Source organism: Peptoniphilus sp. KCTC 25270 (assembly GCF_021012875.1).
Taxonomy (GTDB): domain Bacteria; phylum Bacillota; class Clostridia; order Tissierellales; family Peptoniphilaceae; genus JAJMZJ01.
In genome coordinates this window covers 715,358-741,324 of record NZ_JAJMZJ010000001.1, presented here as the reverse complement: position 1 = coordinate 741,324, position 25,967 = coordinate 715,358, and the positions used below count along the sequence as shown (strand labels likewise).

The 25,967-nt window shown below is 38.2% G+C and carries 24 protein-coding genes; 19 read left to right on the top strand and 5 right to left on the bottom strand.

Annotated elements, in window-relative coordinates; genetic code table 11:
• Window positions 1-106: 106 nt before the first annotated feature.
• The 3 genes from LQU94_RS03625 to LQU94_RS03615 all read right to left on the bottom strand — a co-directional run bounded on the left by LQU94_RS03625 (window position 107) and on the right by LQU94_RS03615 (window position 4,801).
• Entirely contained in the window at window positions 107-2,035 is a 1,929-nt protein-coding gene (locus LQU94_RS03625; RefSeq protein WP_230696313.1) for a flavocytochrome c, read from the bottom strand.
• Window positions 2,036-2,396: 361 nt separating this feature from the next.
• On the bottom strand, window positions 2,397-3,023 hold the full coding sequence (locus LQU94_RS03620) for an indolepyruvate oxidoreductase subunit beta (RefSeq protein ID WP_230696312.1): 627 nt from the start codon (window positions 3,021-3,023) through the stop codon (window positions 2,397-2,399).
• Entirely contained in the window at window positions 3,023-4,801 is a 1,779-nt protein-coding gene (locus tag LQU94_RS03615) for a thiamine pyrophosphate-dependent enzyme (RefSeq protein WP_230696311.1), read from the bottom strand. The genes LQU94_RS03620 and LQU94_RS03615 overlap by 1 nt, the downstream gene beginning before the upstream one ends.
• Before the next feature lie 287 nt (window positions 4,802-5,088).
• On the opposite strand from LQU94_RS03615, the gene LQU94_RS03610 reads away from it, so the two are divergent.
• Window positions 5,089-5,901 (top strand): bifunctional 5,10-methylenetetrahydrofolate dehydrogenase/5,10-methenyltetrahydrofolate cyclohydrolase, encoded by an 813-nt coding sequence (locus LQU94_RS03610; RefSeq protein WP_230696310.1) that lies wholly within the window; start codon window positions 5,089-5,091, stop codon window positions 5,899-5,901.
• A 22-nt stretch (window positions 5,902-5,923) separates the two neighbouring features.
• Here the strand turns inward: LQU94_RS03610 and LQU94_RS08040 are convergent, their stop codons facing one another.
• Complete coding sequence (locus LQU94_RS08040) at window positions 5,924-6,055, bottom strand: hypothetical protein (RefSeq protein WP_255702384.1); 132 nt, start codon at window positions 6,053-6,055, stop codon at window positions 5,924-5,926.
• A 69-nt stretch (window positions 6,056-6,124) separates the two neighbouring features.
• Entirely contained in the window at window positions 6,125-8,935 is a 2,811-nt protein-coding gene (locus LQU94_RS03605; RefSeq protein WP_230696309.1) for a transglycosylase domain-containing protein, read from the bottom strand.
• A gap of 92 nt (window positions 8,936-9,027) precedes the next feature.
• Between LQU94_RS03605 and hflX the strand changes: the two genes are divergently transcribed.
• The 18 genes from hflX to nrdR all read left to right on the top strand — a co-directional run bounded on the left by hflX (window position 9,028) and on the right by nrdR (window position 25,966).
• Window positions 9,028-10,305, top strand: coding sequence for a GTPase HflX (gene hflX, locus LQU94_RS03600; protein WP_230696308.1), 1,278 nt, complete (start codon window positions 9,028-9,030; stop codon window positions 10,303-10,305).
• The gene (locus tag LQU94_RS03595) at window positions 10,298-10,957 is read left to right on the top strand and encodes a YigZ family protein (RefSeq protein ID WP_230696307.1); all 660 of its coding nucleotides are present in this window, start codon (window positions 10,298-10,300) and stop codon (window positions 10,955-10,957) included. The genes hflX and LQU94_RS03595 overlap by 8 nt, the downstream gene beginning before the upstream one ends.
• Window positions 10,958-10,967: 10 nt before the next feature.
• Window positions 10,968-11,675, top strand: a complete 708-nt coding sequence (nadE, locus tag LQU94_RS03590) for an NAD(+) synthase (protein WP_230696306.1) — start codon at window positions 10,968-10,970, stop codon at window positions 11,673-11,675.
• An 88-nt stretch (window positions 11,676-11,763) separates the two neighbouring features.
• Entirely contained in the window at window positions 11,764-12,498 is a 735-nt protein-coding gene (locus tag LQU94_RS03585) for a YebC/PmpR family DNA-binding transcriptional regulator (RefSeq protein ID WP_230696305.1), read from the top strand.
• Window positions 12,477-13,151 carry a TIGR01906 family membrane protein gene (locus tag LQU94_RS03580; protein ID WP_255702383.1) on the top strand — a complete coding sequence of 225 codons (675 nt, stop codon included), beginning with the start codon at window positions 12,477-12,479 and terminating at the stop codon, window positions 13,149-13,151. The genes LQU94_RS03585 and LQU94_RS03580 overlap by 22 nt, the downstream gene beginning before the upstream one ends.
• On the top strand, window positions 13,138-13,788 hold the full coding sequence (gene deoC, locus LQU94_RS03575; protein ID WP_230696303.1) for a deoxyribose-phosphate aldolase: 651 nt from the start codon (window positions 13,138-13,140) through the stop codon (window positions 13,786-13,788). Before LQU94_RS03580 ends, deoC begins: the two co-directional genes overlap by 14 nt.
• Entirely contained in the window at window positions 13,785-14,540 is a 756-nt protein-coding gene (gene lgt / locus LQU94_RS03570; RefSeq protein ID WP_230696302.1) for a prolipoprotein diacylglyceryl transferase, read from the top strand. Before deoC ends, lgt begins: the two co-directional genes overlap by 4 nt.
• Window positions 14,541-14,684: 144 nt before the next feature.
• Window positions 14,685-15,116: a division/cell wall cluster transcriptional repressor MraZ gene (gene mraZ / locus LQU94_RS03565; RefSeq protein ID WP_230696301.1), complete on the top strand. Its 432-nt coding sequence runs from the start codon at window positions 14,685-14,687 to the stop codon at window positions 15,114-15,116.
• Window positions 15,117-15,124: 8 nt separating this feature from the next.
• Window positions 15,125-16,060 (top strand): 16S rRNA (cytosine(1402)-N(4))-methyltransferase RsmH, encoded by a 936-nt coding sequence (rsmH, locus tag LQU94_RS03560; protein ID WP_230696300.1) that lies wholly within the window; start codon window positions 15,125-15,127, stop codon window positions 16,058-16,060.
• A 10-nt stretch (window positions 16,061-16,070) separates the two neighbouring features.
• Window positions 16,071-16,475, top strand: coding sequence for a septum formation initiator family protein (locus LQU94_RS03555; protein WP_230696299.1), 405 nt, complete (start codon window positions 16,071-16,073; stop codon window positions 16,473-16,475).
• 12 nt (window positions 16,476-16,487) lie between these two features.
• Complete coding sequence (locus tag LQU94_RS03550; protein WP_230696298.1) at window positions 16,488-18,797, top strand: penicillin-binding transpeptidase domain-containing protein; 2,310 nt, start codon at window positions 16,488-16,490, stop codon at window positions 18,795-18,797.
• An 11-nt stretch (window positions 18,798-18,808) separates the two neighbouring features.
• Complete coding sequence (gene mraY, locus LQU94_RS03545) at window positions 18,809-19,771, top strand: phospho-N-acetylmuramoyl-pentapeptide-transferase (RefSeq protein WP_230696297.1); 963 nt, start codon at window positions 18,809-18,811, stop codon at window positions 19,769-19,771.
• A gap of 12 nt (window positions 19,772-19,783) precedes the next feature.
• Window positions 19,784-21,121, top strand: coding sequence for a UDP-N-acetylmuramoyl-L-alanine--D-glutamate ligase (gene murD / locus LQU94_RS03540; protein WP_230696296.1), 1,338 nt, complete (start codon window positions 19,784-19,786; stop codon window positions 21,119-21,121).
• Window positions 21,105-22,199, top strand: a complete 1,095-nt coding sequence (locus LQU94_RS03535) for an FtsW/RodA/SpoVE family cell cycle protein (RefSeq protein WP_230696295.1) — start codon at window positions 21,105-21,107, stop codon at window positions 22,197-22,199. Before murD ends, LQU94_RS03535 begins: the two co-directional genes overlap by 17 nt.
• A gap of 1 nt (window position 22,200) precedes the next feature.
• Window positions 22,201-23,298, top strand: a complete 1,098-nt coding sequence (murG, locus tag LQU94_RS03530; RefSeq protein WP_230696294.1) for an undecaprenyldiphospho-muramoylpentapeptide beta-N-acetylglucosaminyltransferase — start codon at window positions 22,201-22,203, stop codon at window positions 23,296-23,298.
• A complete protein-coding gene (locus LQU94_RS03525) occupies window positions 23,295-24,224 on the top strand; it encodes a cell division protein FtsQ/DivIB (protein ID WP_230696293.1) in 930 nt (309 codons plus the stop codon). The genes murG and LQU94_RS03525 overlap by 4 nt, the downstream gene beginning before the upstream one ends.
• Before the next feature lie 132 nt (window positions 24,225-24,356).
• Window positions 24,357-25,445 carry a cell division protein FtsZ gene (gene ftsZ / locus LQU94_RS03520; RefSeq protein ID WP_230696292.1) on the top strand — a complete coding sequence of 363 codons (1,089 nt, stop codon included), beginning with the start codon at window positions 24,357-24,359 and terminating at the stop codon, window positions 25,443-25,445.
• A gap of 59 nt (window positions 25,446-25,504) precedes the next feature.
• Complete coding sequence (gene nrdR, locus LQU94_RS03515) at window positions 25,505-25,966, top strand: transcriptional regulator NrdR (RefSeq protein WP_230696291.1); 462 nt, start codon at window positions 25,505-25,507, stop codon at window positions 25,964-25,966.
• Window position 25,967 lies beyond the last annotated feature (1 nt).

Below are 25,967 nucleotides of genomic sequence, written 5' to 3'. Positions count from 1 at the left end.
TAGAGTAAAAAGCAAAGACTTTCAAGGGATTCTAAAACCTTGGGTTTGCATTCACTTTCTTTGAAATAAAAAACACCTGAATTCTCAGGTGTTTTTTGTTTTGATATTATTGAGCGTCTTCAATCAATCTTGCAGCTGTTTCTCCAGCAGTACGTCCAAATACGTGGATGTCAACCAATGCGTTTCCGCCCAATCGATTGGAACCGTGGATTCCTCCTGTAACTTCTCCAGCAGCTAACAATCCAGGAATAACATTTCCTTCTTTATTTAGAACGCGAGCTTCTAAGTCAATTCCTAGACCACCCATTGTGTGGTGAACTGTTGGAACACGTGGAGAAGCGTAATATGGTGCGCCATCAACAGGTGCGCCAAATAAGCTTCTACCAAACTCTTCGTCGTTTCCATTGGCAACGGCTTCATTGAATTTGGCATGGGTTTCTGCTAAAACAGCAGGATCAATATCAATTTGTTCTGCCAATTCTTCAATGGTATCTGCACGGAAGATTTTTCCTTCTTCTACCAATGCTTCAATATTGTCGCCCCAGATATTTTCTGTAATGCCATCGCCAATTTCTAAAGTATTATTGGCTGCGGTGATTACATAACTCATACTGTCGGTTTGAGCAATTAGGGCAGAGGTCATAACATCACGACGTCCGTCTTCTGCCATGAAACGTTTCCCTTCTTTGTTGACTTGGTAATAGTATTCAACACCAGGTCCACCCATCCATGCGTTTAACCCACCATCTTCAGGGCTTCCTAGAGGTAGAGATTGAATGTAACCCATTCCTCTAAGATCGGCATCTACGGCTTCTGCCATTTTCAGTCCGTCACCAGTGATAGCAGGGCTGTTTGTTGTTGGCAATTCGTCATTTAATTCAGGAACAAATTCTTTACGCATTTCTTTGTTGGCAGCAAATCCACCAGAAGCAAGAATTACAAATTTTGAGCGAATTTCCATAGGAGCACCGTTGCTCGTTCCCTTGATACCCACAACGGTTCCATCTTCTACGATTAATTCTTCTGCAGGAGAATTCAATAAAATTTCAACACCAAGATCTTTCGCTCGGGCCTCGCCTGCTTTAATATAGTCTCCACCAGCTGAACCTGCAGGAATATGGGCTCTTGGCCATAAACCACCGGCTACAGTTGTAATACTGTCGGTCCATTCTACACCATTTGAAGCCATCCATTCGGATGTATCTAGAGATTCCTCTACCAATTTTTCAATTTTATCCAATTCTCCTTGGTAATCTCCTCCATCATAGGTTTGCAACTTGTGAAGGGCCAAAGAGTCAAATAGATGATCTTGCGCTCCTGCTTCATAGGCTTCGATATCTTTTTTCAATTCGTCCATAAGTTCTTGATGGCGTGGACTTTTCGTTTCTTTTTCTGTTAAGGCTTTTACCTTATCCATACTGGCTTTATCCGCTGGTTCTACATTGGCTTGCCGATCTGGATCCACTGCATTGTAAGGACCGCCAGCTCGAATGGTATTTCCTCCTAGAGCGCCAGTTTTTTCTACTAAAATAACTTTTGCTCCATTGTCTGCTGCTGCAACGGCTGCGGATAATCCAGCGCCACCTCCACCGACAACAACAACGTCAGTTTCTTTGTTTACTGGTTCCGCATCTTCATTCGCTTCTACAGAAGCAGCCTTTAAGGCCTCTACATTTCCTCCAGCCTCTGTAACGGCTTTTTCAACGGCGGCAAGAATGGCCTCAGAAGAAATGGTAGCGCCTGTTACAGTATCTAGTCCTAGAGATTGATTTTTTACAATCGCTTCAGGCAATTGGTCAATAGCATTGGTACCAATTCCGTCGGTTTCTCCGTGAGATAAAATTTCTACAGAGTCGATGGCATTTTCAGAAAAAGTAGTGGATACTTTAATTGGGCCACCGTATCCGTCGGTTTCTGTTTCGTATGTACCTGGAGTGAAAGATAAATCGCTTTCCTCTTGTGCACTAGGAGTACAAGCTGTCAAAAATAAAATAAAAACTAGGAATAGGGATAATCGTGCTTTGATTTTTTTCATAAAATCTCCTTTCATGTTATCGATTTCCTACCTTACATAACATTTATACCACAGTTTTGCAAAGATTAAAATGATATTACTCGATTTGTTGAAAGAAAATGAAAAAATCCATTTTGTAGAGAATCCATTATGAAATGGAGGAAAAAGGAGGGAAGAGCGGAAAAATATTTTTGGAAATCCAATTGAAAAGAAAATTTTGCTAATGCGTTTGGAATAGGGTATAGAAGGTCTATTGTATGAAAATGAATAGAAAAGCAAAAAGAAGTGAGGGCATTGGGGAAACAATGGTCTTAGAAGGGAAATAATCCCAATCTATCCTTAAAAGGACATAAAAAAAGAGCCTCGAGAGGCCCTTTTTTCATTACATAAGTTTGTGCTCGTTTTTTTCTGGTTTTTCTTCTGGTTCTGGGTTTCCTTTGGCAATGGCATATCCTCGTTTGAATGCATTGCGGTTGGCTTCAAGGGCTTTGGAAGGAACGAATTGCTCAATAGCTTCCAACCAGTATTTTGTATCAATGTTCAAAACACCAGCTAAAATACCCAATTGAATTGTATTTGCTACTTTGATGTTTCCGCTTTCTTTGGCTTCTGCATCGGCATCTACATAAATTAGGTTAAAGTTTTCTTCCAATGCTTTAATGTCCTCTTCAGGATATTCTGCTTGTTCCAACAAAACAGGAGTTGGATATACAGGCTTTTTATTCATAACAATAGTAGCGCCTTCTTTTAATAGGCGGGATCCACGCAATGCTTCCAATGGCTCCATACCCAACAAGACATCTCCTTTTCCAACAGGAACGTTTGGAGAATGTACTTTTTCACCGAAGCGAACGCTTCCCCAAACCATACCACCACGTTGGCTCATGCCGATGACATCATTTGTTTTTACATCATAGCCGGCAAGTGCTGCGGCGTTTGCGATAATGTTTGTTGCAAGAACAAGACCTTGTCCGCCGACACCCATGATTAAAATATTCGTTGTTGCCATTAGAAATCACCTCTTTGTTTAATTGCGCCAACTGGACATACTTGTGAACATACAGAACATCCAACACACATATCTGGATCGATGGAGGATTTGAGTTTATCGTGTCCTTCATATTTCTTCATGCGAATTGGTGGACAGTTTGTTTTCACGCATGTGCGACAACCGATACAAACGCTAGGATCTACATAGAAGTTTGGTTCTTTGATTTTGTATTTCAAAGCACATGGGCGTGTTGTCATAATAACGGAAATGCCTTTTTTGCCCATTTCTTCTTTAATGGTATTTTTTAATTCGTCATAGTTGAATTGGTCCACAATGTGAACTTGATCATGACCCATAACATCCAAAAGTTTTTCGATTGGAACTTGGATATCATCCTTTTCATTATAGATACCGGAAGCAGCGTTAGGTTGTCCACCTGTCATAGCTGTTGCGGCATTGTTTAAGATAATAAATACCATATTGTCTTCAGGATCTACGTTGTGCAAAAGGTTCAAGAAGCCAGTCATACCTGAGTGGAAGAAAGTTCCGTCACCAATAACAGAAACGGTAGAAGAATCATCTCCAGCCAATCGTTTGGCTTTGGCCATCCCTTTTGTCATACCGACAGTTGCACCCATACTAATGGAGGTATGGGATCCGGCAATAGCAGGTAAAATACTCATTGTATAACAACCAATATCACCAATTACCGTTGCTTTTGCTTTTTTCAAAACATCGAAGACTGGGCGGTGTGGACAACCTGCACAGAACATTGGAGGACGTGGAACCGCTGGGTTTTCACGTTCTTCCAATTTTTCGCCTTCAATAACGCCTGCTTTTAGAAGACCGTTGTAAATATCTTCTGTTAAGATTTCCCCTGTAAATTCGAAAATTTCTTTTCCTTCACATGGAATACCAGCAAGTTTTAATTCATTTTCCATAAATGGAAGCAATTCTTCAATGACAATAATGCGTTCGTATTTTTCTTTGAATTCTTCCATGCGTTTCATGCTTAATGGATAAACCAAGCCTGGTTTATAAATAGAAACGGGTAATTCTAATTCTTTTAGATTGTCATATAGCATGCCTGGAGCAATGATTAACACTTTTGAACCTTCTACTTCTTCAAGAAGATTACATGGTGCATCATAAGCATATTCTGCTAATTTTTCCAAACGCTCTTTCATTTCGTATTGTGCTTTATAGGTAAATGGTGGCAACATTGTATATCGACCATTCTCGTAAGAAAAGCCTTTTGCGGGATGTTCTTCGCGGTCTTCCAATGTAACTACACCCCGGCCATGGCATGCGCGAGATGCCATTAAAAGCATACCTGGGCATTCGTATTTTTCAGATAATTCAAGGCCAAGCTTGGTAAAATCTTTTGCTTCTTGGCTTGTTCCTGGATTTAACACAAACATGTTGGCAAATCTAGCGAGAGCTCGGCTATCTTGTTCATTTTGAGAACTGGCCATACCTGGGTCATCCCCAACCATTAATAAAAATCCACCGTTCGTACGAACCTGTGTAAATGTCATCAATGGGTCCAAGGAAATATTAATTCCTACGTGTTTCATACTTACCATAGAACGTGCGCCATACATGGAACTTCCGATGGCCATTTCTAACGCCACTTTTTCATTTACGGAAAATTCAGAATAAAGATCTTCATATTCCATTAAATCTTCCATAAGTTCTACTGTTGGAGAACCAGGATAACTTGTTGCAACCAATCCGCCAGCTTCCCAAAAGCCACGGGCAATTGCCTCATTCCCGGTCATTACTTTTTTTTCCATTTGTTTCCTCCTCAACAATAACAGTTGGACATATTATCCATACATTTCTAGTATATACTAGAAATGTATAGGTTTGCATTATTTTCAAAGAAAATTTTCAAAAAATTTAAGAAATATTATAAAGTAAAAGTGATATTTATTTACTGATAGATCTATATTTTTTTGAATAAAACATAGCCCTATAAAAGTTGAAATGCCAAGGATTATAGAGATCCATTTGCCTTTTTATAAAGAAGAGAGCGTACAATCCGATCTCTTATGGTAAAATGAAAAAAAGGTGGTGGAATATGAAATCGATTTTAGAATTAAAAGAAACATATATAGACGAGCTAAAAAAATATTTTGAAAATTCTAGAGAGACAGAAATTTTTTCCATTGTTCGATTGGGAGAAAATCCAGGGGATTTATCCTATGAAAAAGGACTTAGAAAAACAGCGGAAGAGGTAGGTTTTTCTGTTGAAACGGTTGCTTTGCCTTTAGAATCTTCCACAGAAAGAGTAATAGAGGAAATTCAAAAGTTAAACAGTAGAAAAGAAGTGAGAGGGATTTTGGTTTTCCGTCCTCTTCCAAAACATATAGAGGAAGAAAAAATTAATGATGCTATTGATCCAGAAAAGGACGTAGATTGTGCAACAAAAGAGAATCAATGGAAAATCTTTCAAGGAAAAGAAGGGATACAACCAGCAACCGCTTTGGCCGCTTTAGAAATTGCGAAGGTTCTAGAGGGGGATTTAACGGGAAAACATGTTGTAATCGTAAACCGCTCTATGGTTATAGGGAAACCTCTTTCTATGATGCTTTTGAAAGAAAATGCAACGGTTACCTTGGCTCATTCCAAATCAAAGAATTTGCCAGGATTGTTTCAGGAGGCAGATATTGTTATTACAGGAGTAGGAAAAGCCAAATTTTTTACGGAAGAATATGCTCATAAAAATTTAACGGTGATTGATTGCGGAATTTCTTTCTTCAATGGGAAACTTTCTGGAGATTGGGATTATGAAGCAGTAGAAAAAAAGGTAAAAAAAATCACTCCTGTACCAGGGGGAGTAGGAAGTATTACCAACGGAATGATTTTAAGAAACGCAATAAAAAAATCCTAACCAAGTGGTTAGGATTTTTTATTTAGAATCTTTTTCTTTTTACGGCTTTTCTAGTTTTGTAAGCTCCCTTGGCTACACTTCTTCCAGTAGGTGAAAGTAAAAATTTAATGATTTTTGAAGCGCCAAGGAATTTTATTAATTTTAATAATCTCATGTTTTCAACTCCTATCTGTATTACCTTTTTTATACCCAAAACTCGAGAAAGTACAACAGCTTTGTAGAATCAGTCATTATTGTTGTCTTCATTGTTATTATCGTCATCTTCTTCGTCCTCTTCCATTTGGTCTTGATACCAAGAAGCGGTGTGGATATTGCAATATCGAGTAGGAACGAGTCCGTAATCTTCTGGATAAATCCCGTCAAAGTCTTGTGGGTTGTATCCATCGGGCCGTACATAGTAGTAGCGTGCAACGATGGTTTCATAAGGGCAATATTGACTAGCCAAAAGGTTGGAAGTGCTGCAGATTAATTTTCTAACGTAATTCGATGTTTCGGCGGTAGGTTCCGTTCCTTTAATGTAGTACATATTTTCCGACGTTCCATTTCTACGCGCTGCATGATTGGCAAGAAGGCCTGTTTTTGTACTGATTTCCCGTTGAATAATAGATTCTGGCGCGCTATTAAACTCTCCCGTTCCATCTACAAGGGAGCAGAGGCGAGTGTAGAAATTTTCCGCTTCTCCTTTCCCGTTGCTGAGCAATAATTTTGGTGTATCAGAGCCAATCCAAAGGCCAATGCTATATTTTGGTGTGGATCCATAGATAGAATAATCGGAATTGAATTTATTGACTCCACTGACAGCCATGGCATCTTGTGCTCCGTTGCCTCGAATTTGCTGTGCGAGATTTGTATTTTTCAAACCGTCTCGTAATAAGAAGGCATTTTCTTTTGAAATTTTTAGAGAACTTTTTTTGTTTCGATTGTCTAAAACAACATTTCCCTTGGCGTCTACAATTCTTTCAACCATATGCGTCTTTGGAAGTTCTCCATCAGTAGCAATAAATCCATAGGCTTCCGTAAGAGTTCTTGGATCGACTCCAGTTACTAAATTTCCTAAGGCAAGAGAGTCAAAGGTAAAATCGTTCCGCTCTTTGTTTTCAGAAGGAGTAATGATAGAATCTCCTCCCTCTTTTTCTCCAGAGTAAATGCCCATTTCTTTTAAGGTTTTAAGAGAAGCATCCAATCCGTGAGCTTTTACCAAAGTGGTGGCAATGCTTGGTTTTTGTTCAGCAAGAGCTTCTTTTAAGGTAATAAATCCCTTGTATCGTCCGTCTGGATTAATTGGCCAAATCTGTCCGTCAGTCATTTGTGGGACATCATCGTAAACAGAGCCTAAGGTTTCCTTGTTTTCTAATCCAGAAAGATAAGCACTAATTGGCATCAAAGCGGTACCTGGTTGGCGTTTGCTATAAATGCGATTTAACAGGCGGCGATTGGTATTGTCAATATCAAGCCCCCCAGTCATGGCAACAATTTCTCCTGTTTGGTTATCAATAATAATAGAAGAAGATTGAGGTTGCATAGAAGGAGAGATGGGGACGGATAAGAAAGACGAAGAAATGCTCAAAGAATCTTCTCCAAAGGAAATCATATCAGGATGAGATTCTAAAGTAGATTTTGGGATAATGACGTCGGTTTCGCGAATTTTTATTAAGGAAGGATCCAATTGAAGGGGACCCATATCGTAGGTAAATAAAGACCCGGATCGATTGGTTACATACGTATCTCTTGGTTCCAAAGTTCCATTTACATTTTGGAACGGTTTCATAGAAAGAACGAGATCTCCATTGTCTTTCCTTTCGAAATAATCCTTGGAAAGAACTAAGTTCATTTCCTCATCATAAAAATTCGAATGAGAGAAAAAGAGCACATTGCCATTTTCGTCTAGAACATTATCATCGCCATCCATGGTAAAGCGAAGAAAGTTGGCCCCTTCGTTATTGGATTGTTGAACCATAGTAGAATAGAAATTTCGATACAAATTCTCTAATTCCCTTTGGATGGAAGGGTCTAAAGTAGAATAAATATGGTAGCCGCCGGTAGAGATTTTTTCAAAGGCTTCTTCGTAGGGCATTTTCTTTGCTTCCGCTAAATCTCTTGCGGCTTCATCTTCAATATAATCGGTTACATAAGTAGAATAGGGAGGAGCTTCTTGAATGGCAGGTTGAAAGGCAATGGTTGCATTTTCTGCTTGAGCTCTTTCTTCAGCAGAAATATATCCGGCCTCTTCCATAACGTGTAGAACAACTTTTTGTCGCTCCAAAGCTTGTGGATTTTGGACCAAAACCATTTCCATTCCAGAAACCATAGTTTCCCCTAAAATCATAGGATCTTCTAAATCAGCATCGGATTTCATAACTCGGTAAATGGGTTGATAATTTCGAGGAGATTTTACAATTCCTGCCAAAAGGGCTCCCTCTGCCAAGGTAAGATCCTTAACGTCTTTGGAAAAATAAGCCTGGGAAGCCGTCTGTACACCAAAGGCACCAAGGCCTAATTCAACGCGATTTAGATACGCTTCTAAGATTTCATCTTTGTCCAGAATTTCCTCCATACGCAAGGTTAAATAGGCTTCTTGTATTTTTCGGTCAAAGGTTTTTTCATGAGATAAGTACACATTTTTTATTAATTGCTGACTGATGGTTGAACCGCCACGAACCAAATCTCCCTGGGAAACATTGGTTAAAATACTGGAGATAATATTTCTGACATCTAGCCCATTGTGATCATAAAATTGTCGATCTTCTACAGCCAAAAAAGCTTCTTGAACGTGTAGGGGAATATCTTCAAGGTCAACAAGGGTTCGCATCTCTGAACTAGCGACATTCTCAATTTTTTGTCCCTGTCGATCGTATAAAATAGAAGTTTGAGCAAAGGATTCTTTCAATGCGGTAAAGTCGGTTTCCGGTGCTTTTTTCAGGATGCCAATTACAGCAGCAAAAATCGAAGCAAAAAGTATAAATAAAGCAATCATTACAAACAATAGAATGATTTGAATTTTATGTTTTTTTGTTAAATTAGAAAAAGATTTCATGGCCTTATCCTCCTATTTTACATTATATCATAGCTCAGGCAACTCTTGCAGTGGCAATCCAGATAGGGTATATTGAAGGAAAGGAGAAGAATATGAAATCAACCTTAGAAGAAACCCAACGAATTGTAATTGTTGGTATTTGGAATAGAGAAATCCGTCATGGAGAAGAGAGTTTATTGGAATTAGAAAGTTTGGCAGAGGTTGCTGGAGGGGAAGTTGTGGCTCATTTTGTGCAAAATGTAGCCCAATACAACCCAGCGATTTTAATGGGTAAGGGAAAATTAGAAGAACTATCCCAATTTATTGAACGGGAAGAAATTGATTTGGTCATTTTCGACCAGGAATTGTCAGGCGTTCAAATGCGAAATTTGGAAGAAGCTTTAGATTGTCCTGTTTTGGATCGTACGGGATTAATTTTAGATATTTTTGCTCTTCGTGCCAAAAGCAAAGAAGGAAAGCTTCAGGTTTTATTAGGGCAATTGGAATATCGAAAGAACCACTTAATCGGAGCAAAAAACTTTTCCCGATTGGGCGGTGGTATTGGGACAAGAGGGCCTGGAGAACAAAAATTGGAACTGGACCGAAGAAAAATCAACGAAGATATTTTTCGGGTAAAGGAGCATTTGGAGAAAGTAAAAAAACAACGGGATATCAATCGGAATCAAAGAATGAAGCAGGGATATCCTGTGGTGTCTTTGGTGGGATACACCAATGCCGGGAAAAGTTCTTTAATGAACCGAATGTTGAGAGAAGGAACATCCCAAGGAAAAGAGGTTCTTGTAAAAGATATGCCCTTTGCATCTTTGGATCCAGATACTCGATTGGTGCAATATCCAAAGGGAGAAGAAATTTTTCTAACAGACACCGTAGGATTTGTCTCCAATTTGCCAACTTCTTTGGTAAAGGCCTTTCATGCAACTTTGGAAGAGGTGCAACAAGCAGATGTAATCCTTCATGTATTGGATGGGTCAAGGGAAGATGTAGATTTGCAATACGAGACGACCATTGAAATATTAAAAGAATTAGAGGTAATGGATCGGCCGATGATTTTATTTGTCAACAAACAAGACAAAATGAAAGAAGGACGTTTGGCCATGTCTACCAATGGAGAAATCATTCTTTATGGCTCTGTAACAGAGGATGAAAGTTTGGAAGATTTGTACGAAGCCATTACAAAATCCATTCATAAAAATAAAAAGAAAAAGACCTACCAAGTGCCTCATCATCGACAAGATATTGTAGGGCGTTTGATGAATCGGTATGGGAATATAGAAGTAAACTATTTGGAAGAAGGGGTAGAATTCACTTTCATGCCTTCGGAAGAGGACGAACAAAAGTTAAAAGAGTTTGAGAGAGAAAATTATGTATAAGACCATTCTAAAGGAAGCAACTTTTGAAGAAGAAATAAAAAAATCTCGCTTTATTGGATATATTTCGCCTGTTTTAACAAAAGAGGAGGCGGAGGAATTTATTTTATCCATAAAGGAAAAACACAAAGACGCCCGGCACAATTGTTCCGCCTATATTATTGGAGAAGACGCCTTGATTCAAAAATATGACGATGATGGAGAGCCTTCCAAAACAGCGGGGCCACCTATTTTAGAAGTGCTAAAAAATTTGGAGCTGAGAAATGTAGTCTGTGTCGTAACTCGTTATTTTGGAGGCGTTTTACTAGGAGCGGGGGGATTGATTCGCGCCTATAGTAGTGCTTGTGCAGGGGCGGCCCAAGAAGCAAAAATTGTAGAAATGCATCCCTGTAAAGAAATAGAAATCGAATACGATTATTTGCACCATGGATCTTTGGAGTATTATTTTTTAAGCAATGGATTTCCCATAATCGAAAGCAATTTTGGAGAAAAAGTTTCTATAAAAACTTTGGTTTTAATGGATAACGAAGGGAATTTTTTTGATACAATAAATGGTATAACCAGTGCAACCCACACTGTGAAGTATAATGAAAAAACAGAGATTCCTCTTTGGAATGGAGAATTGCTTGTAGAGGGAAAAACATATAAACAATAAGGAGATTGTTATGGAAAGAGAAATTGAAAAAATTGTAGAATGGATGCGTGACATTGCGAAAAATGCCCATGCAAAGGGATTTGTGTTTGGCTTGAGCGGAGGAATTGATTCTGCGGTGATTGCCGGTTTGGCGAAGCGCGCTTTTCCAGAAGGGGCTTTGGGAATCATTATGCCCATCCATTCCAACGAAGAAGACGAAGCGGACGCCCGTTTGGTAGCGGAAGCTTTGGATTTAGAAATTGTGAAAGTGGATTTATCCTCTACTTTTGATGCATTGGTAGAAAACAGTTTTGAATCTCAAAATCGTATGGCAATATCCAATGTAAAACCAAGGCTTCGAATGACAACCTTGTATTATTACGGTCAAGATCGTGGCTATTTAGTTTGTGGCTCCAGCAATGCTAGTGAATATCACGTAGGATATTTTACAAAATTTGGCGATTCTGGTTCCGATTTATTGCCATTGGTAAGTTTTGTGAAATCAGAAGTTGTAGAATTGGCCAAAGCTTTAGGAATTCCTGAAAAAGTAATTACGAAACAACCTACAGCTGGATTGTATGCCGGTCAGACAGACGAAATGGAAATGGGATTTACGTACGAAGAATTAGACAAAACCATTCGAGAAGGCTACAAGGGAGAAAACTTTGAGAAAATCGATCGGATGAACAAGAACTCCCAACACAAAAGAGAGTATCCACCAAGATATGAAAGAGGCTAGTAAATAGCAAAAAGATAGCACAGAGTATTCTACAAACTTAGAGTACTTTGTGCTATAATATTTATCTGAAAAGAATGGAGGAATCATTATGTCAGGACATTCCAAGTGGAACAATATTAAAAATAAAAAAGGAAAAGAAGACGCGAAACGCGGAAAAGTGTTTACAAAAATTGCTCGCTACATTACCGTTGCGGTAAAAGAGGGCGGACCGGATCCAGAATACAATGCACAATTAAAAGCTGCCATTGATAAGGCCAAAGCAGAAAATATGCCGAATGACAATATTGAACGTGCGATTAAAAAGGCTGCTGGAGATGGAGAACAAGATAATTTTGAAGAAATTACTTACGAAGGATATGGCCCTTCAGGCGTTGCAGTAATGGTAAAATGCTTAACAGATAACCGCAATCGTACGGCTCCAGATGTGCGCCATGCCTTTGATAAAAATGGAGGAAATATGGGAAATAGTGGCTGTGTTTCTTTCTTATTTGATAATGTAGGACAATTGGGAATTGCCATGGAAGACTCCATTGATGTAGATGAAGTTACTTTGGATGCAATCGATGCTGGGGCAGAAGATGTACAAGTTTTGGAAGAGGGAATCGATATTATTACCGCTCCAGAAGATTATCACAAAGTCCACAAAGCATTGTCTGAAAAAGGTTATGAATTTGTTATTTCTGAAATAACTTACAAGCCACAAACGACAACGGCATTGACAGATGAACAAGATATCAAATTTATGAATCGATTGATTGAACAATTGGAAGACAATGACGACGTTCAAGAGGTTTATCACAATTGGGAAGAATCAGAAGAATAAAAAAACATTCTTTCCTATATTTTCTACTAACAGGTTGCATTTTGTTTTTGTTTTTGGGAGTGAATATAGAGTTTCAAAGCCAGAGAGATTCCTATTATAAAAGCAAATTTATTGAAAACAATATAGAAGAAGCAACAGGAAAAGACTTGAAGGAGCTCTTGGTCATTGGAGAGGCTCTTCAAGATTATCTGAAGGTAGGAGATAACAACATCTTAAATCCGTATTTCCACTCTGACGAGGTGGCTCATATGGTGGATGTGTATAAGTTGTTTGACTTAATGCGGAAAATAATGTGGATTGCAGGAGGTCTCTCTCTTCTCCTTAGTGCTTTTTTAATAAAAGTCCACGGTCTTCGTTTGTTCTTAAAAAAATATGGGCAGATGATTTGGATTTGGATTTTCCTATTGGGAATATTTATAGGATTGGTAGCTATGGATTTTAATCGCGCTTTTGTTCTATTCCACAAACTTCTATTTTCTAATGATTTATGGATGATGGATCCCAGTCGAGATTTAATGATTCAAATGTTGCCAGAAAATTTCTTCGGAGATATGGGTAAAAACATTGCAATAGGAACAGGGATTTTGTTGTTTTTATCTGCTATGTTAGGATTTACAAAAATCAAAGGAGTGAAAAGAAATGAATTTGAATAAGATGATTGATCATACAGTATTGAATCCAGATGCAAAAAAAGAAGATATTTTGCGAATTTGTAAGGAAGCAAAAGAGTTTGATTTTGCAACGGTTTGCATCAATCCATATTGGATTCCTGTAGCGAAAGAAGCCCTTAAAGGATGCGAAGTAGGAATTACAACAGTGATTGGATTTCCTTTGGGAGCCAATGCCACAGAAACCAAAGTGTTTGAAACAAAAAAAGCCATTGAAGATGGTGCCGATGAAATCGACATGGTCTTAAATGTAGGAGCTTTGAAATCAGGAGATGAATCGTCTGTTTTGGAAGACATTCGCTTGGTGAAAGAAGCTGCAGGAGAAAAAGTCCTAAAGGTAATTTTAGAAACCTGTTTGTTAACAAAAGAAGAAATTGTCAGAGCGAGTGAATTAGCAAAAGAAGCTGGTGCAGATTTTGTAAAAACTTCTACAGGATTCTCTACGGGAGGAGCTACAGTAGAAGATGTAAAGAAAATGCGTGAAACAGTGGGAGAAGAAATGGGAGTGAAGGCTTCAGGAGGAATTCGTAATTTTGAAACAGCGAATCAAATGATTGAAGCGGGAGCCAGCCGAATTGGCGCTTCAAAATCCATTGAAATTGTAAAAGGATCAAAAGAATGAGTCCTATAGCATTTTCTATTTTTGGAATCGATGTGCGTTGGTACGGGATTCTAATTGCCTTAGGCGCTTTTTTGGCCATCTATTTAGGAGATCGATTGGCAAAAAAAAATCCAGCTCTTCCCAAAGATGTAGTAACGGACTACTCCATTTATGGATTGATTTTTGGGGTAATGGGAGCTCGTCTTCATTATGTTATTTTTCAGTGGGATTATTATTCCCAACACACCAATGAAATTTTGGCCATACGAAATGGTGGATTGGCCATTCAAGGCGGATTGATTGTAGGGGCTATTGTTGCCATTGTATATTGCAAAATTAAAAAAATTTCCATATGGGAACTATTGGATGTCATTGCTCCTGTTGTAGCCTTGGCACAAGCCATTGGTCGCTGGGGAAATTTTGCCAATGGGGAAGCTCATGGTGGGCCAACCAATTTACCTTGGGCCATTGAGGTACAAGGACAAATGGTTCACCCAACCTTTTTGTATGAATCCTTATTAAATGTAGGAATTTTTCTCTTCTTGTATTTCTTTCTTTCCAAAAGAAGAAAATTTCCTGGCCAATTGAGCATGCTATATCTCATGATTTACAGCGTAGGTCGCTTTTTTATTGAAGGGTTGCGCACCGATAGTTTATACATTGGACCACTGCGTACAGCTCAAGTGATTAGTATAATTTGTATCATTATAGCCATATTTTTCTATGGGTACCAAAGACGAAAATCTCATCCAACAAAATACGAAATGAAATAAGAAATGAAATACTAGCTTCGGCTAGTATTTTTTTTGCAAAAAAACCAAAAAAAATGCCTGATTTATTGGTAAATGGGGTGAGAATGGTGTAAAATATATACAAAGTGGTAGAAAGTGGTGGAAAGTGGTAGCTTGAGGTGGAAAATGTTTTTCGGAGAAGCTAGACATAATATTGATAGTAAGGGGCGCTTAATCTTGCCGGCGAAATTCCGTGAAGATTTAGGGTCTGGTTTTGTTATGACAAAAGGCTTAGACAATTGCATTTTCGTTTTTCCAGAAGAAGAGTGGAAAGCCATGGAAGCAAAATTAAAAGAACTACCGATGACCAACCGTGAAGCCCGTGCTTTCGTAAGATACTTTTTTTCTGGAGCAGCCGAAGGAGAGATTGATAAGCAAGGAAGAATTCGCGTACCACAAAATTTAGTGGAATATGCCCACTTGGAAAAACCCACTGTCATTATTGGAGTAGGGACTCGATTGGAAATATGGTCTCAAGAAATTTGGGACAATTATAATGAGGACGATTCTTTAGGTTATGACCAAATTGCAGAGAGAATGTTTGAGTTAGGAATTTAGGTGAGTCTATGGATTTTGAACATGTTCCCGTATTACTGGAAGAAGTGTTAGAGGGATTAAATATAAAAGAAGATGGAATTTACGTAGATGGAACCTTAGGAGGGGCCGGTCATAGTAAAGAAATCCTAAAGCGAATTCCCAAAGGACATTTGATTGGGATTGACCAAGACCAAAATGCCATCGATTCGGCCACAGAAACCCTAAAAGAAGTGGGAGAAAATTTTACCATCTACAAAAACAATTACGCCAATATACAGGATGTATTGGAAGAATTTGGTGTAGAAAAAGTGTCTGGAATTTTACTGGATATTGGGGTCTCTTCCCACCAATTTGATACACCAGAACGAGGATTTAGCTACCGATTTGATGCTCCCTTGGATATGCGCATGGATCAAGGAAACGATTTAGATGCGAAAAAAATTGTAAATACCTATTCTCAAAAGGAACTCCACCGAGTAATCAAAGAATATGGGGAAGAAAAATGGGCCAGTCGAATTGCAGAGTTCATTGTAAAGGAAAGAGAAGAAAAAGAAATTGAAACCACCTTTGAATTGGTGGAGATTATAAAGAAAGCGATTCCATCGAAAGCGAGACGGAATGGACCTCATCCAGCCAAAAGAACGTTTCAGGCCTTGCGTATTGAAGTGAACAATGAGTTGGGAGTTTTGGAAGATACAATTCCTAAAATGGTAGATGCTTTGGAAGCCGGAGGACGATTGGCGATTATCACTTTTCATTCTTTAGAAGATCGCATTGTTAAGGATATATTCAAAAGTCTGTACATAGATTGTATTTGTCCACCAGAATTTCCCGTTTGTGTCTGTGACAAAAAAAGAGAAATTGAAATTATTACAAGAAAGCCCATTGTTTCTGGAAAAGAAGAGTTGGAAAAAAATAACAGAGCCCATTCGGCAAAATTAAGAATTGCTGAAAAAATTGTGTAGGAGTGGTATAATGAATAAGTTCAAAAAGAAAACTACATATAGATCCAATCGGGGAAGAAATTCTTCTGGAATGGGAATTTATTTTTTCGCTATAGCAGTGGCTTTGCTCTGCATTGGTGGTGCGACTTATTCTCTGCGCAGTGATATTGGGCACTTGGACAATGCATTGGCTCAACAAGAAAAAAGTATGAAGGAAATGGATAAGACAAAACGTGCTTTGTTAAGTGAAATGGACACAATAAAAAATTCAGAAGATTTAATGGATAAAGCAAAGTTTCAATTGGGAATGGTATATCCAGATGAAAGCCAATTGGTATATATTGAAGTAAATGAAAAGACAGAAAAAAACGATATTAATCAAAATGTTTATTTAAGCCCCGTTATTTCCGTGTTAAGATTTTTCACTGGGGAGTAAAAGGAGGCTCTAGTGCAAGAGCGATATTCAAGTTCAAATAAAAAAAGAAAAGCAACAATGAGTCAAAAAAAGGTTAGAAGTGGTAGAAAAATCAGAGGACGAAAAAATACATCCAATGGGAAAATTCGACTTCTCTTCGTTTTTGCCTTGTTGCTTTTTTTGTGTTTACTTGTAAGGTTATTTTATTTACAAGTTTTAATTTCAGATGATTTAACAAGAATGGCCCTAACCCAAATGACGAGAAGAAAAATAACCCATTCGGATCGTGGTTTGATTTTTGATCGAGGTCAAAAAAAATTGGTGTCCAATGTGAGTCGTTCACGGATTGTATTGGATAATCGTGCGGTTCAAGAATCTGAGGAAAAAGAAAAGATTATAAAAAAATTAAAAGAAGAGGTAGTTCCTCTTTTGGAAATTTCACCTGATATTATGAACCAGGCTTTGGAAAAAGAGGGAACTTCTGTTTTGGTGAGCTCTATTGACCGGACAAAAGCTTTGGAACTAAAAGCAATGAATGTAAAGGGAATCGCCATAGAAGATTACGAAAGTAGAAGTTATCCAAATGGGCGATTGGCCTCTCATATTATTGGCTTTACCAACCGAGATGGAGATGGATTGTATGGTATTGAAAAATATTACAATGACACTTTCCGTGGGATTGCTGGGAAATCCATCGTTTTTTCGGACATTTATAACAATCCGATGCCAGGGGTAGATACAGTAGGATCGAGTCCAACAGAAGGCTTAAATGCAACACTGACCATTTCAGAATCGGTTCAAAAATCCATGGAAGAAATTTTGGACAAGGCGAAGGAACAACATAAGGCAAAGAGGGTTTCGGCTATTGTGCAAAATACAAAAACCGGCGAAATCTTAGCCATGGGTTCTTCAGAAGAATACAATTTGAATGCCCCTAGGTCTCCGCAAAATGAGGCCCAAAAACAAACATGGGATAAACTTTCCCAAGAGCAAAAGCAAGATATTTGGTATGAAAATTGGAGAAATTTTTCTGTAAGCGATTTGTATGAGCCGGGCTCAACTTTTAAGACCATTACCGCTGCTGCCGCTTTAGAGGAAAATACAACCAACCCAGAAAAGCATTATTATTGCACAGGGTATATTCGAGATCTAAAAGGGATTACCATTACTTGTACTTCTCTTCCGAATCCCCATGGGGATATTACTATGGCAAAGGGCTATGCAGAAAGTTGTAATACTACTTTTGTAAATATTGCGAGAGAATTAGGAAAAGAAAGTTTCTATAAATATATAGAAGGTTTTGGTTTTGGCGAACCAACGGGGATTGATTTGCCTTCAGAAGAATCAGGGATTGTTCCAAAATCACCAGAAAATATTTCCGATGTAGGATTGGCAACCATGTCCTATGGTCATGGGATTGCTGTAACTCCAATCCAGATGGTTACCGCCGTTTCTGCTGTTGCCAATGGAGGAAAACTAATGGAACCTCATATGGTTTTGAAATGGACGGACAAAGCGGGAAATGTTGTTTGGGAAAACGAACCGAAGGTAAAACGCCAAGTTATTTCAGAGAAAACTTCTCAAACTATGCGTGAATTAATGGAACAAGTTGTGGAAGAAGGAACTGGGACATTAGGGGCCGTAGATGGTTATCGTATTGGGGGAAAAACGGGTACAGCGGATAAAGTTTCCGAAGCTGGCGGATACGAAGAAGATAAATATATTTCTTCTTTTGTTTGTGTAGGACCTGTTGAAAATCCAGAAGTTACAGTTTTAGTAATTGTAGAGGAACCAGAGGGAGATTATTATGGAGCAACTGTAGCCGCTCCTCTTGCCTCTAAGATTATGGAAATTGCATTGAAAGAAGAAGCTGTTCCTAAATCCTCTGTATCTCATACAACAAAAACAGAAAAAGTTTTGGTGCCGGATGTAGAAAGTTTGCTTTTGGAAGATGCAGGACGAAAGCTTTCTGAGGTGGGATTAAAATTCAACGCCCCTTCAGGACAAATTAGCGACTTGGGAATTGTTATGGAACAATCTCCTTTACCAGGTACAGAGGTAGAGGTTGGGTCGATTGTAGAATTAACTTTGGATCCAAACGATACGAATAAGAAAAAAATTCCTAGATTAACAGGAAAGACGGCAAAAGAAGTAGAAGAAATATTAAAAGACTCTGAATTTTCTTATGAAATGGAAGGAGAAGGGGTTGTTGTGGAACAATCTCCTCAAGGAGGAGAAGTAGTAGAAAAAGCAACCCGAATCCGTATAAAATTATCTCCTCCTTTGTCTGAGAAGGAAAAAGAGGAGAATAATTCAAAAAATGAAGAGAAGACGAACGAATAGGAGTATATCGTATGAATATATTATTTCGAATGGGGATAGGTTTTTTAATTGGCTGCATTGCTAGCTTAATATTTGGCCATTGGTTTATCCCTATGTTGAGAAGATTAAAAGCAGGACAAAGCATTCGAGAAGAAGGACCACAATCTCATCTATCAAAAGCAGGAACCCCAACCATCGGCGGAATTATGTTTTTGGCTGCTTTGCCTGTGGGGCTGTTGTTAGCAAAGAATTTTAATTATCAAACAGCCATTCTTTGCATCAGTTTATATGGATATGCTCTAGTGGGTTTTATTGACGACTATATAAAGGTTATAAACAAAAGAAATCTAGGATTTAGAGCATGGCAAAAATTGTTGGCTCAAATCGCCATCTCTATTTTGGTAATTTTTATGATTTCTAGTTCCGAATCGTTAAGTACGGGCATTTTGCTTCCAGGAACGGATCGACTTTTGCATTTGGGGATTCTATTGATTCCCTTTGTAGTATTTGTTGTAGTCGGAACGGTAAATTCTGTAAATTTAACCGATGGATTGGATGGCCTATCGAGCTCAGTAACCATTGTAGTTATGCTGTTCTTTGCCCTTGTATCCTACAAAATGGACCGAAACGAAGTGGCGCTATTTTGTGTGATTTTGGCAGGTGCTTTAATCGGATTTTATCATTACAATAAATATCCAGCTCAAGTTTTTATGGGGGATACAGGAAGTTTGGCCTTAGGGGGCGCTGTTGTGGCAGTAGCTTTTCTATTGAATTTGCCATTGATTTTGCCTTTGGCCGGTGGAATCTATTTTATTGAAACCTTGTCTGTTATTTTACAAGTGGCTTCTTTCAAATTAAGAGGAAAGAGGATTTTCTTAATGAGTCCAATTCATCATCATTTTGAACAAAAGGGACACACAGAAAAGCAGATTGTGCGGATGTTTGTAATTGTTGAAATCATCCTTTGTGCCATTAGCTATTGGATTTTATTTTAGAAGGGGGAGAATATGAATTCAAAAGTATTAATCTGTGGTTTGGGAACTACAGGGAAAAGTGCTATGGAAATATTCGACCCGCTGAAAACGGATATTTACGTACACGATGATAATGAAAAAAATTATGAGAACTTGCCAGAATATGTATCCATCTATTCTGGAGAAGATGTAGATTATATGATTAAAAGTCCGGGGATTCCTTTGAATCATCCTTTCGTAAAAGAAATAGCAGAAAAAGGAATTGAAATCATATCTGACATTGAATTGGCCTACCGTATTACGGAATGCGAAAATATTATTGCGATTTCGGGGACCAATGGGAAGACAACCATAACGAGCCTATTGCAAGAAGTTTTTCAAGAGGCGGGAAAAACCTCTTATATGGGGGGGAATGTTGGAATTGGAATTTTGCCATTGGCACAAAAAGCCAAAAAGGACGATATTTTGGTCATAGAATGTTCAAGTTTTCAATTGGAAACAACAACTACTTTTGCTCCTAAAATAGCAATTTTGACCAATGTAACAGAGGACCATTTGGATCATCATGGAAGTCTGGAAAATTATCAAGAAAGCAAAAAGAAGATTTTTGCCAATCAAAAAGAAGGAGATGCTTTAATCTTAAATGTAGATGATCCTTATTTGGCTATGTTAGGGGAAGAACGAGAAGAAGCCTATGTCGTTAGTTTGCATTCCGTTCAACAATATGGAGCCTATGAATCAGAGGGAGAACTTTTTTATAATATAGAAGGAAAGCCTACTTTTTTCATGAATCGAAAAGAAATAGGAGTAGTAGGGGATCACAATGTACGAAACCTGCTAGAAGTCTTGTTGGCGGCTCTATTAATGGGTGTGGAACCAGAATCGATTCGAAAAACATTCCAAAATTTTCGAGGAGTGGAACATCGTATAGAATTTGTTGGGGAGCATAATGGCGTCCGAGCTTATAATGATTCAAAGGGAACCAACCCAGATTCTACAATGGTTGCTGTAAAGGCCATGGAGTGGGATACTTTATTGTTGGCTGGAGGATATAATAAGGGTTCAGATTATCACGAACTATTAGAATCAGGGAAAAATAAAATAAAAAAATTGTACTTATTTGGAGAAACAGCAGAGATCATTGAAGAAACGGCCCAAGAACTTGGGTATAAAAATATCGAGCGTTTTCCTTCTCTAAAAGATGCAACATTAAACGCCTTGGTCGAGGCAAAAGAAAATGAAGCGATTTTATTGTCTCCTGCTTGTGCTTCATGGGATCAATTTAAGAACTATGAAGAACGAGGGAGAGAATTTAAGGAACTTGTAAAACAATTTTGGAAAGAGAAGATGTCAAATGGAGAAGAAGAATAGGAATCGACAAGTTTATATTACCTTGTTTGCGTCTATCGTTATCCTATTGACGATTGGTGTATTTATGGTGGCCTCTAGTTCTTGGTCGGAAGGGATTCAAGAAGGATTGGGAGGCAGCCATTTCCTCAAACGACATTTTGTTTTCTTGGGAATTGGATTCTTTGCCGGAGTGGTAGGGTTTCTTTTTCCGAAAAACGCCATTCGAAAGCTTAGCTTTGTTTTATGGATTGTTTCTATGGCAATGTGTCTGCTTTTGTTTACTGGATTAGCAAAATCTGTAAATGGATCCGCACGTTGGCTAGAAATTCCTGGCATCGGTTTTTCCTTTATGCCTTCGGATATTTTGAAATACACTTCCTTATTTTATGTGGCAAATTTATTAACCATATACAGGAGTCGAGGGAAAAGAGAAGGTTTTTGGATCATTCTTGGAGTCATTGCTGCAAGTGTAGCGATCATTATCCTGAGAGATTTTTCTTCGGCAGCGGTAATAGGAATTGCCTTAGTATCCATGTTTTTTGTAGCGGGAATAAGTGGAACCGAATTGATTACAATGGGAGGCTTGGGAGCGGCAGGATTCTTCTTTATGATTAAAGCTTTCGCTTATCGTATGGAGCGCTTAATGAGTTTTCGAGATCCTTTTGACGACATAGCGGATACAGACTGGCAGTTGGCCAATTCCTTATATGCCTTGGGAATGGGATCTATTACTGGAGTGGGATATTTTCAATCTAGACAAAAATATAGCTATGTGCCGGAATCTTACAACGACTTTATTTTTGCTATCTTAGGGGAAGAATTTGGATTTTTAGGAACTTCTTTTGTTGTGTTATTGTTTATCGTTTTTGTAACTTGTGGACTATTGGTAGCCTACCGGAAACAAAATTTTTATGATAAAGTTTTGGTAACAGGAATTGTAACTTCCATTGGAGTACAAGCATTCTTTAATATGGGAGTTGCTAGTGGAATTTTGCCAGTAACAGGAATTACATTGCCCTACATATCCTATGGTGGAACCGCCTTAGTATTGGTAATGGGCATGAGTGGTGTATTATTAGATTTGGCTAGGAGGAATTAGTTTGAAAGTAATCGTATCTGGTGGAGGAACGGGAGGGCATATTTACCCAGCCATCGCCATTGCAAAGGAATTGCAATCAAGAGATCCAGAGATAGAAATTTTATATGTAGGAAAGAAAAACAGTCTGGAAGAGGAATTGGCGAAGAGAAATGGTTTAGAGTTTGCCAGTTTACGAGTAAAAGGTCTTCCAAGAAAAAAAATAAACAAAGATTCTTTCCTTTCCATTTATGAGTTAATAAAAGGGTTAGGGGATGCTGGAAAAATTTTGAAAAATTTTCCAGCCAATGTAGTTGTTGGAACGGGAGGCTACGTTTGTGCACCGATTTTGCTTAGAGCACAAAGATCCCATATTCCTACAATGATTCAAGAACAAAACGCTTATCCTGGAAAAGCCAATCGTTTGATTGCGAAAAATGTAGATAGTATCGCCTTGTCTTTTGAAGAGGCAAAAAAATATTTTCCAGAAGATCGAAATATGATTCAAACGGGAAACCCCATTCGAAAAGATTTCCAATCCATGGATAGGGAAGAATCCCTAGGAAAATTAAAAATGCCTCACGAAAAGCCTATCGTTCTTTCTTTAGGAGGCAGTGGGGGACAAGAGTCTACCAACGAAGCGATTTTGGAGATGATGGAAGATTCTCCGACCCTTTCTTTCCAATTGGTTCATATTACCGGAAAAGCACATTATGAAGATTTTATGAGCAAAGTGCCAGAAGAATATGATAAAGAAAGCTATAAAATTCTAGATTACTCCCACGAAATTCCAGATTGGCTTTGTGTATCTTCTCTGGTGGTGGCCTCTTCTTCTGCCATGACCTTAGCAGAAATTAGTGCAATGGCAAAGCCTTCCATTTTGATTCCGAAGGCCTATACAGCTGGAAACCATCAGTGGCACAATGCAAAATCTTATGAAGCAGCAGGAGCCGCGTTTGTGATTGAGGAAGAAAATATCAATGGACTGAAATTGTTGGGGGCCATCCAAAGTATTTTGCTGGATAAAGAAAAATCCATCTCTATGGCAAAAGCGTCGAAATCATTAAGCCATTTGGATGCGGCAGAAAAGATTGCAGACGAAATTTTGAGGATAGCCAAATGAATGCCCAAAAAAGACGGAGAAGAAAGAAAGTTTTCTTCTACCGAAGATTGGCTCTTTTTATAGGGGTTCTCTTGTTTCTTTTTGTAATTGGTATGGGATTGGTAAAGCTATTTACAATAAAACATATAGAAGTAGAAGGAAACATTAACGCTTCTCAAGGAGAGATTGATCGAATCGCTGAAGAGATGATGAATAAGAATTATTTCTTTTCTGGAAAAGGAAAAATAGAGAAACAAATGGTTCAAATTCCTTTTGTGGAATCGGCCAAAATTTCTTACGGTTTTCCTCAAAAGGCAAAAATTCATCTAGTAGAAGAAATTCCTGTATTTCAAGTATCCAATAAAAATGGCTATTCTTTAATCAATGAAGATTTGGAGATTATATCCCAAACCAAGAGCTTTTTATCCAGTGTTCCTACGATAGAAGGTCTTAGAGGAGAAGGGATAAAAGTAGGGGAAAATCTCTTTCAAGATAGCAAAAATAAAAATCGAAAAGAGTTTTTCCATAACTTGGTTGGATCGAAAATGCACAAGGAAATCAACACCATACGAATTATGGAACAAGGCGTTCAAATTATGACCAAAGATGATTTGCGAATCGTGTTCCGTTCCTTCCAAAATAGCCAGTATAAACTGGAACAATTAGAGAAAATCTATAATGAGATTCGTAAATCGGATGAATCTTTCCATACGATTTTGATGGATCAGTCGGAAAATCCTGTGGCCATTCGAGGAGAACGAAACCATGATTTGGATGAATTTGAAGATCAAATAGGAACAGAAGAAAACCGGAAAGAAAAGACGGAAAACCAATCCGAAGAAAATAAGAACGTTCTGGAAGAAAACGGGAAAAATCAAGAACAAAACAAGCAAGAAAATCAAAAAGAAACTACGGCAAACGATGAGGAAGAAGAGAGAAATCAATAGAAAACGAGGTTTTTTTTCATTGTTTTTTCTCATAGAGTTGACGGAAGCTTAATTTGTTTATAAAATAGATGTATATATAATTAAGCAGATAAATATCATGGCCATTATGGCGCACGAATTAGGAGGATGTATATGTTGGATTTTGATATGGACCACGAAGAATTTGCAAAGATCAAAGTGGCCGGAGTAGGCGGCGGCGGAAACAATGCAGTAAATCGTATGATTGATGCAGGTGTTAGAGGAGTAGATTTCATCGCTTTTAATACGGATCGCCAAGCATTAAAAAACTCGTTGGCAGAAAATAAAGTTCAAATTGGAGAAAAGATCACTAGAGGTCTTGGTGCAGGTGCAAATCCAGAAATTGGAGAACAATCTGCAGAGGAAAGTTTGGATGAAATTCGCGAGTCATTAAGTGGCGCGGATATGGTATTTATTACTGCTGGTATGGGTGGCGGTACAGGTACAGGTGCTGCTCCAATTATTGCGGATATTGCAAAAGAACTAGGCGCTCTTACAGTAGGGGTAGTAACTCGCCCATTTACTTTTGAAGGCGCAAAAAGAATGAAACAAGCTGAAAAAGGAATTCAAGCTTTAAAAGAAAAAGTTGATACGTTAGTTATTATTCCAAACGACCGCTTGTTCAATATTTCTGATAAGAAAACTACTTTTAGCCAAGCTTTTGATATGGCAGATGAAATTTTGAAACAAGGGATTCAAGGGATTTCTGATTTAATTAGTGTTCCAAATTTAATCAACCTTGATTTTGCGGATGTAAAGACAATTATGTATGATAAAGGAATTGCTCATATGGGTATTGGATTTGCCAATGGAGATGATCGTGCAACAGAAGCGGCTCGCATGGCAGTTCAAAGTCCATTACTAGAAACTTCGATTCAAGGAGCAAAATCCGTATTGTTAAATATTACATCAGGTAATGACTTAGGAATTTTTGAAGTGAATGAAGCAGCGGATTATATTCGCTCAGCAGTAGATGAAGATGCAAATATTATCTTTGGTGCAGGCATTGACGAATCTTTGAAAGACAGTGTTAAAATTACTGTTATTGCAACAGAATTTGATGAATACGAAGATACAAAAGCCAAGCCATCTAAACCAAAATCATTCGGGGACGAACTAAACAAAGAGGAAAAACCTTCAAGAAGTCGCGAAGCAAATGATGATGAATTAAAGATTCCTGACTTTCTTCGCAGGTTAAGATAGCCAATATAGAGACGTATCCTGCAGGATACGTCCTTTTCATATATGGAGGTGGAAAAAGCATGCGTTGTCCATATTGTGATTATTTGGAATCGAAAGTATTGGACTCAAGACCTACAGATGAAGGGGCCTCCATTCGTCGTAGGAGAGAATGTATAAGATGCAATCAAAGGTTTACGACTTATGAAAGAGTAGAAGATTTGCCTTTAATGGTAAAGAAAAAAAGTGGCGGAAGCCAGGTTTTTGATCGCAATAAGATTCTCAACGGGCTGATTAAATCTTGTGAAAAACGCCCCGTTTCCTTGCAGCAAATGGAAGAAATTGTAGACGATATAGAAAAAGCTCTGCGAAATAAAATGGTTAGAGAAACGACTTCGGAAGAAATTGGTGAAATGATTATGGCTCGCCTAAAAGATGTGGATGAGGTGGCTTATGTTCGTTTTGCTTCTGTGTATCGTCAATTTCGTGATGTAGAAAGCTTTATGAGGGAACTGGAAGAATTGGTAAGAGATAAAAAGGAGTAGA